We start from the raw sequence: 10,137 nt of genomic DNA on the forward strand, positions 1-10,137 counted from the left end.
GATCACGGGCGCGGCGTCGTTCGGCAGCGCGCCCAGGGCGGCCGGCGACACGCGCGCGCCCGCCAGCGACCCATAGACCACCTGGCCGTCGCGGACGATGAAGGTCAGGTCATGCTGGAAATAGTCATGATAATACTGGCCGAAATTGATATCGGCCCAAGGCATGTCGATCGGCGGACCCATGGCCTGGACGGCCTCGTCCCACACCGTCGCCGAGGTCAGTTCACGGGTCATGCGGCCCAGGTCGCGCTGGATCGTCCGCTTGACCAGTTCGTGCTCGTCCTGCCCCTCGATAAGGTCCAGCGACCGGGCGGCGAACAGCATCAGGGCGATGCTGCCGAACACCGATACGACCACCAGGATGATGCTGGCGCCCACGATCCAGTGCAGGGACCGAAGGCCGCGCGTCACGGAGGGGGGATTGAGCCACGCCATGCCTCGTCATACCCTATTCTTGACCGTGGAGGGGGTGGGCGTGACGCTTCGCCGCAACACCTGTTTAGCCGGCTAGGCGCAGGGCCGGGGCCTCCTCGCCGCCGACCTTGAAGCGACCGACCAGCGAGACCAACTGGGCCGTCTCGCTCTGCAGGGAGTGGGTCGCGGCGGTGGCCTGTTCGACCATGGCCGCGTTCTGCTGAACCACCTGGTCCATGTGATTGACGGCGGTGTTGACCTCGGCCAGGCCGGAGGCCTGTTCCTGACTGGACGACGAAATCTGGCCGACCAACTCGTCGATGACGGCCACGCGCTCGACGATGCGGTTCAGGGCCTCGCCGGTCTGACCGACCAGGCTGACGCCGGCGTCGACCTGCTGGGACGAGGTTGAGATCAGGGTCTTGATCTGCTTGGCCGCCTCGGCCGAACGCTGGGCCAGGGCCCGCACCTCTTGCGCCACGACCGCGAAGCCGCGGCCCGCGTCGCCGGCTCGCGCGGCCTCCACGCCCGCGTTCAGCGCCAAGAGGTTGGTCTGGAAGGCGATCTCGTCGATCACGCCGATGATCTGGGTGATCTGGCGCGAGGAGTCCTCGATGGCTCCCATGGCCGTGACGGCCTGGCTGACCACCTGGCCCGAGCGTTCGGCGTCCGAGCGGGCCGAGGCCACCTCAGTGGTGGCCCGCGTGGCGCCGTCGGCGGTCTGACGAACGGTCGAGGCGATTTCGTCCAGGGCCGCGGCGGTCTCTTCCAGGCTGGCGGCCTGCTGCTCGGTGCGGCGCGACAGGTCGTTGGAGGCCTGGGCGATCTCGTGGGTGCCCGAGCCGATCTGCGAGGCGACCCCGGAGATCGTGCGGATGGCGTCTTCCAGCCCGGCGGCGGCGGCGTTGAAGTCGTTCTTCAGGGCGGCGTAGTCGGTGGCCACCTGGGCGGCGATCCGCGTCGACAGGTCGCCGCCGGCCAGGCCGGACAGGCCCTTGGCCATCAGGTCGACGACAGTCTTCTGTTCGCGGCCGGCGACCTCGAAGGCGGCTTCCATGTCGTGCAGCTTGCGATCCAGCTCCTGCTGGAAGCCGGCGGCCTCGGCCTCGAGCCTGGCGCGCTCGATCCCCGACTGGCGGAACACCTCGACGCTCTTGGCCATTTCGCCGATCTCGTCAGCCCGGCCGGCGCCCGAGACGGTGATGTCGTTCTGGCCGGCCGCCAGGCGGCGCATGTCGCCGGCCAGGTTCAGCACCGGCCGCACGATGGCGGCGCGGGAAATCACGATCAGGACCGCGCCGAAAACCAGGCCGGACAGCACCGCGACCGTCATCAGGATCTCGGAGAATAGGACCACGCTCTGGGCGCGGGCGGCGGCGAGCGTCGAGGCGGCTTCAATCTTGCCGGACGCCTCGCTCATCGCGCCTTCCAACTTGCTGAACTGCGTCAAGAAGCCGGGCATGGCCGCGACGGCCTGGGCGCGATCGGTCGCGGCCAGGTCGACCATCTGGCTGGCCGATTTGATATAGACGTCAAGCGGCGCCTTGACCTCGGCCAGGGCTGTGCGGCTGGCGGGATCCTCGGCCAGGGCGTCGTTGGCGGTGATTGCTTCCCGGAAGCTGGCGACGTGGTCCGCAAGGTCCTTGCGGACCTCGTCGAGGACGATGCCCGAGGCGGCGTCTCCGGCCAACTGGCTCGAGAGGACGTCAGCGCGCAGGGCGTCGTGCATCATGTCGGCTTGCATGTGGTTGCGCAGTACGGCGGAGGAGACGCTGGCGCTGCTCAGGGCGGTGTCCAGTCGCGTGGTGGCCCATAGGCCCGCGCCCGCGCTGGCGGTGCACAGCATCATTACGGCGGCGCCGGCGGCCATCACCTTATGATTGATCGTCCGAAGCATTCCCAATCCCTCGCGCCCTGCGCCTTGCCAACCCTTCCTATAGTTGGGTTAATGGCGCCTTCATGATTTGCGACCGAGGCGACAAAAGACTGATGCGAGGCAAAATGTCGCATCACGACAACTTTAACAGCTGCTTCAAGGCCGGGAGTTAATTGTATTCATCCTGACAGGGAACAGTCATGACTTTAGACGGATCGATCTGTTCGTTCACGGTGTTCGCAATTACATCCGCGATCGCATCGACCGCCCTGGCGCAAACCGAGGCGGGGCAGGGCGCCTGGACCCACGAAGTCACCTATACCGCCGACGTCGCGGGCACGGTGCGAGGCGGGGCCGCCCACGCCGGTAGAGCCCTGGACAACCTCGACGTGATCATCGACGGCGACCTGGAAAAGCTGGTCGGCTGGCACGGCGCGACCGTGCACGGCTACCTGCTCAACAACAGCGGCGGCGCGCCCAACGACCTGGCCGGCACCCTTCAGGGCGTCGACAATATCGAGGTCGGACGCCCCCGGGCCCGACTCTATGAGTTGTGGATCCAGTCGCGTTTCGCCGATGACCGCGGTTCGGTGCTGGCCGGGCTCTACGACCTCAACAGCGAGTTCTATTCCACCGAGGCTTCGGGCCTGCTGCTGGCGCCGCCGTTCGGCATCGGCTCGGAACTCGCCTCCACCGGCCCCAACGGTCCGTCGATCTTTCCGTCCACCGCCCTGGCGGTTCGCGCCCGGATCGAGGGCGGGCGAGGCGCCTACGCCCAAACCGCGGTCCTCAACGCCCATGCCAGGACGGTGGGCGATCCGGAGGGGCCCTCGACCAGCTTCGACAAGGGCGCTCTGATCGTCGCCGAGGCCGGAGTCGGCGACAGCTGGCGGCTGGCGGCGGGCGGCTGGGTCTACACCGAACGCCAGCCGGATCTGCGCGACCTGGACGCCAGCGGCGATCCGGCCCTGAGCAAGGCGCGGGGCGGCTATGTCCTGGCTGAGTATCCGTTCATCGACGGCGGTGAGGCGGGCCGGTCGGTCAGCGGTTTCGCCCGCCTTGGCTTCTCCGACGGCGACACCACGCCTTTCAGTTCGGGCTGGCAGGTCGGCGTGCTGGTCGAGCGGGTCTTCGCCTCGCGTCCCGACAGCGCGTTCTCGATCGGGGTGGAGCAGGGCGTGCTGTCGTCCAAGCAGCGCGCCAACACCTTCGATGCGGGCCTGTCGCCGGCCGCCGCCGAATCGAGCGTCGAGATCACCTATTCGGACAAGCTCGCGCCGCGTCTGGCCTTGCAACCCGACCTGCAGGTGATCCGCCGCGCCGGCGGCGACCAGGATGCGCGGACCGTGGTCTTGATGGCTCTGCGATTGACCATCAGTCTGTTCTAGAGCGGGCCAGGCGACCTGGCGTCAGCCTGGCGAGGCGAAGCGTCCCGCGACGGATCGCAAGACTCAGATCGATGTTCGTTCATATCGGTATTCGCGTAAATCTCGGTCAGGACAACGTTGTCATTGGAAGAATTTGCCGAAATTTCGCTTTAGACTGCGAACCGCAAACCGCCGGTGGACGGCTTCTTTGACAAGGTGCTACTGAACGCCCGGATATTGCAGTGCGGGACGGGCGTTAACGCTCATTGTCCCAGGCCAGGACGGTTCCATCAGAGAACCGCCGGCTTTTTCACTATCGCAGGGTGAACAAAGAAATGCCGGTTGATACGCTGACCAAGACGCAGTGGGTCTATTCGTTCGGGGGCGGCGGCGCCGATGGCGACGCCAAGATGAAGAACTTGCTGGGCGGCAAGGGCGCCAATCTGGCCGAGATGTCGTCCCTGGGCCTGCCGGTGCCGCCGGGTTTCACGGTGACCACCGAGGCCTGCGTCCACTACTACGCCAACGGCAAGCAGTATCCGGCCGAGCTGGCCGAACAGGTCAAGGCCGGCCTGGCGACGATCGAGCAGCTGACCGGCAAGCGCTTCGGCGACGTCGGCAACCCGCTGCTGGTCTCGGTGCGTTCGGGCGCCCGGGCCTCGATGCCGGGCATGATGGACACCGTCCTGAACCTGGGCCTCAGCGACGAGACCGTCGAAGGCTTGGCCGTGCTGTCAGGCGACCGCCGCTTCGCTTATGACAGCTATCGCCGCTTCATCCAGATGTACTCGAACGTCGTGCTCGACCTGGAGCACCACATGTTCGAGGAGATCCTCGACGACCACAAGGAGCGCCTGGACGTCACCGTGGACACGGCCCTGACGGCCGACGACTGGGCCGCGGTGATCAAGGACTACAAGGCCGCCGTGCGCGAGGCCCTGGGCAAGCCCTTCCCGCAGGACGCCCAGGAGCAGCTGTGGGGCGCGGTCGGCGCGGTGTTCGCCAGCTGGATGAACGACCGGGCCAAGTTCTATCGCCGCATGCACGACATCCCCGAGGCCTGGGGAACCGCCGTCAACATCCAGTCGATGGTGTTCGGCAACATGGGCGAGACCTCGGCGACCGGCGTGGCCTTCACCCGCAACCCGTCGAACGGCGACAGCCGCCTGTACGGCGAGTTCCTGATCAACGCCCAGGGCGAGGACGTGGTGGCCGGCATCCGCACGCCGCAGTCCCTGACCAAGGCGGCTCGCGAGGAGATGGGCGACACCGCCCCCTCGATGGAAGAGGCGATGCCGACGGTGTTCGGCCAATTCAAGACGGTCGTCGAGACGCTGGAACGTCACTACCGCGACATGCAGGACATCGAGTTCACGGTCGAGCAGGGCACGCTCTACATGCTGCAGACCCGCAGCGGTAAGCGCACGGCCAAGGCCGCCCTGAAGATCGCCGTCGACATGGCGGCCGAGGGCGTGATCAGCCGCGAGGAAGCCATCGGCCGCGTCGAACCGGCCTCGCTGGACCAACTGCTGCACCCGACCATCGATCCGACCGCCCATCGCGAACTGATCGCCAAGGGCCTGCCGGCTTCGCCCGGCGCGGCCACCGGCAAGATCGTCTTCGACAGCGACGCCGCCGAAAAGGCCGCCGCCGCCGGCGAGGCCGTGATCCTGGTGCGCGAAGAAACCAGCCCCGAGGACATCCACGGCATGCACGCCGCGCGGGGCATCATCACCGCCCGGGGCGGCATGACCAGCCACGCCGCCGTGGTGGCGCGCGGCATGGGCCGGGCCTGCGTCAGCGGCGCCGGCGACGTGTCGATCTTCCCTAAGGAAGGTCTGTTCCGGGTGCGCGGCCGCGAGTTCAAGGCGGGCGAGACCATCACCATCGACGGCTCGACCGGCGAAATCCTGGCCGGCTCGCCCAAGATGATCGAGCCGGAACTGACCGGTGACTTCGCCACCCTGATGGAGTGGGCCGACGCGGCCCGCCGCATGAAGGTTCGCGCCAACGCCGAGACCCCGCTGGACGCCAAGACCGCCCGCCAGTTCGGCGCGGAAGGCATCGGCCTGTGCCGCACCGAGCACATGTTCTTCGACGACACTCGGATCGCCGCCGTGCGCGAGATGATCCTGGCCGACGACGAAGCCGGCCGCCGCGCGGCCCTGGCCAAGATCGCGCCCTTCCAGAAGGCCGATTTCGTCGAGCTGTTCACGATCATGGAAGGCCTGCCGGTCACCATCCGTCTGCTCGACCCGCCGCTGCACGAATTCCTGCCGCATACGGAAGAAGACGTCGTGGCCGTGGCCAAGGCCACCGGCTTGAACGCCCAGAAGCTGATGCAGCGGGCCAAGGAACTGCACGAGACCAACCCCATGCTCGGCCACCGCGGCTGCCGCCTGGGCGTGTCGTATCCCGAGATCTACGAGATGCAGGTCCGGGCGATCATCGAGGCCGCCTGCGACATCGCCAAGTCCGGCAAGGCCGCGCCGATCCCCGAGATCATGCACCCGCTGGTCGCCAAGGGCGAGGAGATGAAGTACCTGCGCGACCTGACCGACCGCACCGCCAAGGCGGTGCTGGAAGAGCAGGGCGTGGATCTTCAATACACGGTCGGCACCATGATCGAACTGCCGCGCGCCGCCTTGCGGGCCGGTGATCTGGCGGCGAACGCCGAGTTCTTCAGCTTCGGCACCAACGACCTGACCCAGACGACGTTCGGCATCAGCCGTGACGACGCCGGCAAGTTCTTGGGCGCCTATATCGACAAGGGCATCTTCGACAAGGACCCCTTCGTCAGCCTCGACCAGGAGGGCGTTGGCGACCTGATCCGCATCGCCGCCGAGCGCGGCCGCGCGGCGCGTCCGGACGTCAAGCTGGGCATCTGCGGCGAGCACGGCGGCGACCCCGCCTCGATCAGCTTCTGCGAGAGCGTGGGCCTGGACTACGTGTCCTGCTCGCCCTACCGCGTGCCGATCGCCCGCCTGGCGGCGGCCCAGGCCGCGCTGGCCAACAAGGGCTGAAGCGCTCTTATCGCCGGGCGGACCTTGTCCGTCCGGCGATGACCGCCGCGAGACGCTGGACACACGGGAGCAGGGCGCCTATCCGGGGACCCAGTATATCCGGGGGACGGCATGGCCTATCTGCGCTGGCGGCGATTTGTCGAACTGGTCTCGCTCGACCGTCCCTGGATCGGCGAGCTGTTCATGCGCAAGCGCCACGAGTCGATCGTGGCGGCTCCCGTCGAGAAGTGGGACCGCGAATATCGCGAGGGCGTCTATGACCGCCTGGCCCGCTCGGATCAGCGTCACCATCATCGCCTGTTGGCGGCCATGATCGCAGACCGCTGGCCCCGCCCTCGGGTGCTGGAGATCGGGGCCGGGGAGGGCGTGCTGTTCGAGGCGCTGCGGGCTCACGCGCCCGCCCGCTATGTCGGCGTCGATTTCTCGGCGCCGGCCGTCGAGCTGGGGCTCCAGCGCCTGTCGGCCGAACGCGCGGCGGGGCAGGTGGATCTTTTGCTCGGCGACGGTCGCACGTTCCGCACCGACGAGACCTTCGACGTCGTCGTGTTTTCCGAGTGCATCGAGCATCTGGGCGAGGTCGAGGACCTGATCGCCCACTACACGCCCAACCTGAAACCGGACGGCGGGATGGGTCTGACGATGTGGCTGGCGCTCAAGCCTCTGCGGCTGTGGCATCGGCTCAAACGCTTGGGACCGGTGCTGGACGAGGCGACGATCAACACGCCCTGGGGCGGCGGCTGGTTGGTGGCGGTGGTCCGCCCGGCGAAGTAGGCGTCGGGGCTAGCGGGCGCGCTCGCTCCAGAGATCCAGATCGTCTTCGCGGCCGATCAGGGCCAGGCCCGAGGCGATGGATTCAAATTCGCCGCCGCTCTCGATCTTGGCCGCCCCGAAACGCCGCAGGAAGATGTCGCGCACGGCCGGCACGAACGAGCTGCCGCCGGTCAGGAACACACGGTCGACACCGTCAGGCCCCAGGCCCGAGCGCTCAAGCGCCTGGTCGACGGCGGTCTCGATGGCCTTCAGCTCCGGGGCGATCCAACCCTCGAAGTCGGTGCGCCGGACGATCTTCTCGATCAGCACCGAACCGGCCTCGAACCGGAACGTCGCCTCGTCCTGGCTCGACAGCGCCTCCTTCAGCGCCGAGACCGCGCGGTAGAGGGCGTAGCCGTGATTGTCGTCCAGCACCTCGACTAGCCGGGCGATCTTCTCAGGCTCCATCGCCGTGCGCTGCAGCCCCCGGATGTCGCGCATGTCCTTGGAGGCCCGCAGCAGGGCCAGCTGGTCCCAGCGGGCGAAGGCGGTGTAGTAGCGCTGCGGGATTGGCAGGCGGTTGTCGAAGGCGCGGTACAGGCTGCCCTTGCCCAGCTCGGGCGAGACCAGCTGGTCGATGATCCGGTAGTCGAAGGCGTCGCCGGCCACGCCGACGCCCGAGCGGGCCAGGGCGGTGGACCGCAGCTTGTCGTTCTCACGTTCGAACCGCACGATCGAGAAGTCGCTGGTGCCGCCGCCGAAGTCGGCGACCAGAACGGTGGCGTCCTGCTTCAGCTGCCGGGCGAAGAAGAAGGCCGCCCCGACCGGCTCGTAGGCGTAGCGGATGTCGGTGAATCCCAGGCGTTTGAAACCCGCCTCGTAGCGAGACAGGGCCAGGGCCTCGTCCGGATTGCCGCCGGCGAAGGTCACCGGACGGCCGACGATCACGCGCGCGGGCAGGGTCTCCATGGCCGCGCCGCCGTGGCTCTTCAGCTTCAGCAGGAAGTCCGCCAGCAGATCCTCGAACAGATAGCGCTTGTTGAAGATCTTGGTCTCGGCGAAGGCGGCGCTGGCGGCGAAGGTCTTGAACGACTGGATGAACCGGGTCTCCAGCGGATCCTCGACATAGGCTTCGATGGCCCAAGGACCGGCCTCGGTCACCAAGGCGTTGGCACGGCCGCCCGTCCCCATGACGGCGTGGAAGCTCAGGGCCGAGCGAAAGGCGAAGATGTCGCCGTCGGCCGTCGGGAAGTGCACAAGCGTGGCGGGACCGTCGCCATGGGTCATCGAGACCACGGTGTTGGTCGTGCCGAAATCGATGCCGATCGTCGCTTGGGGAACGGACGTCATGGAAGCGCCTGGACGGGGGGGAGGGCAGGGTTCCTAACCCCCCGGGCGCTGACGTCAAGGGCTGGGGGAGCGAAAGGCCATTTCGCCGCCGCATTGACTTCCCGACCGGCCTCCTGTCGATACGCCCCTCAATAGAGAGGGCCCTGGCCTTGGAAGATTTCGACGTCGTGGTGCTGGGCGCCGGCGCGGCCGGCATGATGTGCGCCATCGAGGCGGGCAAGCGCGGCCGTTCGGTGCTGATCATCGACCATGCCAAGGCCCCGGGCGAGAAGATCCGCATCAGCGGCGGCGGGCGCTGCAACTTCACCAACGTCAACACCGCGCCGGCCAACTTCCTGTCGGCCAATCCGAAGTTCTGCGTCTCGGCCCTGCGCCGCTACCGGCCCAGCGACTTCATCGCCCTGGTCCAGCGCTACGGCATCGCCTTCCACGAGAAGGCACTGGGCCAGCTGTTCTGCGACGGCTCGGCCAAGCAGATCATCGAGATGCTGCTGACCGAGATGGACAAGGCCGGCGTGACGCTGCGCCTGGAGACCGAGGTCAAGGGCGTGGCCAGGGACGGGGAGGGTTGGCGCGTCGACTTCGCCCATGGTCCGGTCCGTTGTCGTTCGGTCGTGGTCGCCACCGGCGGCAAGTCGATCCCCAAGATGGGCGCCACGGGCCTGGGCTACGAGATCGCCCAGCAGTTCGGCCTCGACATCGTCGAGACCCGCCCGGCCCTGGTGCCGCTGACCTTCGAGGTCAAGACCCTGGAGCGCCTGGCGCCGCTATCGGGCGTGGCCTTGGACACGGTGGTCTCCAGCGGCAAGACCAAGTTCGCCGAGGCCATGCTGTTCACCCATCGCGGCCTGTCGGGCCCGTCGATCCTGCAGATCTCGTCCTATTGGCGCGAGGGCGGCGAGATCAGCGTGAACATGGCGCCGGGCGTGGATGTCTTCCAGGTGCTGCGCGCCGCGCGGACCGCCACCCCCAAGCGGGCGCTGGCGACCGTGCTGGCCGAGATGCTGCCCAAGCGCCTGGCCCAACTGATCGCAGAGGACGCGGGGGCCTACGGCAACATGGCCGACTGCTCGGACGTGCTGCTGCGCGGCGTGGCCGCGACGGTCAACGCCTGGACGTTCAAACCTGTGGGGTCGGAAGGTTATCGAACGGCCGAAGTCACGCTGGGCGGGGTCGACACCGACGGCCTGGACTCGCGCAGCATGGAGGCCAAGGCCGCGCCGGGCCTGTATTTCATCGGCGAGGTGGTGGACGTCACCGGCTGGCTGGGCGGGTATAACTTCCAGTGGGCCTGGGCGTCGGGCTGGTGCGCGGGGCAGGCGGTTTAGGCCGCGGTCCCCCTCCGGCCCTCCGGGCC

At 67.8% G+C, this 10,137-nt stretch carries 7 protein-coding genes; 4 read left to right on the forward strand and 3 right to left on the reverse strand.

Going from position 1 to position 10,137, the window contains the following annotated elements; translation table 11 throughout:
* Both WAL33_RS18755 and WAL33_RS18760 read right to left on the reverse strand, forming a co-directional pair.
* A partial coding sequence (locus tag WAL33_RS18755; protein WP_422183186.1) for a CHASE4 domain-containing protein occupies positions 1 to 411 on the reverse strand: 411 nt, incomplete at its 3' end.
* Between the two features lie 88 nt (positions 412 to 499).
* Positions 500 to 2,311: a methyl-accepting chemotaxis protein gene (locus tag WAL33_RS18760; protein ID WP_422183188.1), complete on the reverse strand. Its 1,812-nt coding sequence runs from the start codon at positions 2,309 to 2,311 to the stop codon at positions 500 to 502.
* 179 nt (positions 2,312 to 2,490) lie between these two features.
* Here WAL33_RS18760 and WAL33_RS18765 point away from each other — a divergent pair, with 179 nt between their 5' ends.
* The 3 genes from WAL33_RS18765 (at position 2,491) to WAL33_RS18775 (ending at position 7,451) form a co-directional block, all read left to right on the forward strand.
* Positions 2,491 to 3,678, forward strand: a complete 1,188-nt coding sequence (locus WAL33_RS18765) for a carbohydrate porin (protein WP_422183190.1) — start codon at positions 2,491 to 2,493, stop codon at positions 3,676 to 3,678.
* 314 nt (positions 3,679 to 3,992) lie between these two features.
* Positions 3,993 to 6,680: a pyruvate, phosphate dikinase gene (gene ppdK, locus WAL33_RS18770; RefSeq protein WP_422183192.1), complete on the forward strand. Its 2,688-nt coding sequence runs from the start codon at positions 3,993 to 3,995 to the stop codon at positions 6,678 to 6,680.
* 111 nt (positions 6,681 to 6,791) lie between these two features.
* Entirely contained in the window at positions 6,792 to 7,451 is a 660-nt protein-coding gene (locus WAL33_RS18775; protein ID WP_422183194.1) for an SAM-dependent methyltransferase, read from the forward strand.
* A gap of 9 nt (positions 7,452 to 7,460) precedes the next feature.
* Here the strand turns inward: WAL33_RS18775 and WAL33_RS18780 are convergent, their stop codons facing one another.
* Positions 7,461 to 8,780: an Hsp70 family protein gene (locus WAL33_RS18780; RefSeq protein WP_422183196.1), complete on the reverse strand. Its 1,320-nt coding sequence runs from the start codon at positions 8,778 to 8,780 to the stop codon at positions 7,461 to 7,463.
* A 149-nt stretch (positions 8,781 to 8,929) separates the two neighbouring features.
* Here WAL33_RS18780 and WAL33_RS18785 point away from each other — a divergent pair, with 149 nt between their 5' ends.
* Positions 8,930 to 10,108 (forward strand): NAD(P)/FAD-dependent oxidoreductase, encoded by a 1,179-nt coding sequence (locus WAL33_RS18785; RefSeq protein ID WP_422183198.1) that lies wholly within the window; start codon positions 8,930 to 8,932, stop codon positions 10,106 to 10,108.
* Positions 10,109 to 10,137: the final 29 nt, after the last annotated feature.

The sequence above is a fragment of the Caulobacter sp. genome (assembly GCF_049283275.1).
Taxonomy (GTDB): Bacteria; Pseudomonadota; Alphaproteobacteria; order Caulobacterales; family Caulobacteraceae; genus Caulobacter.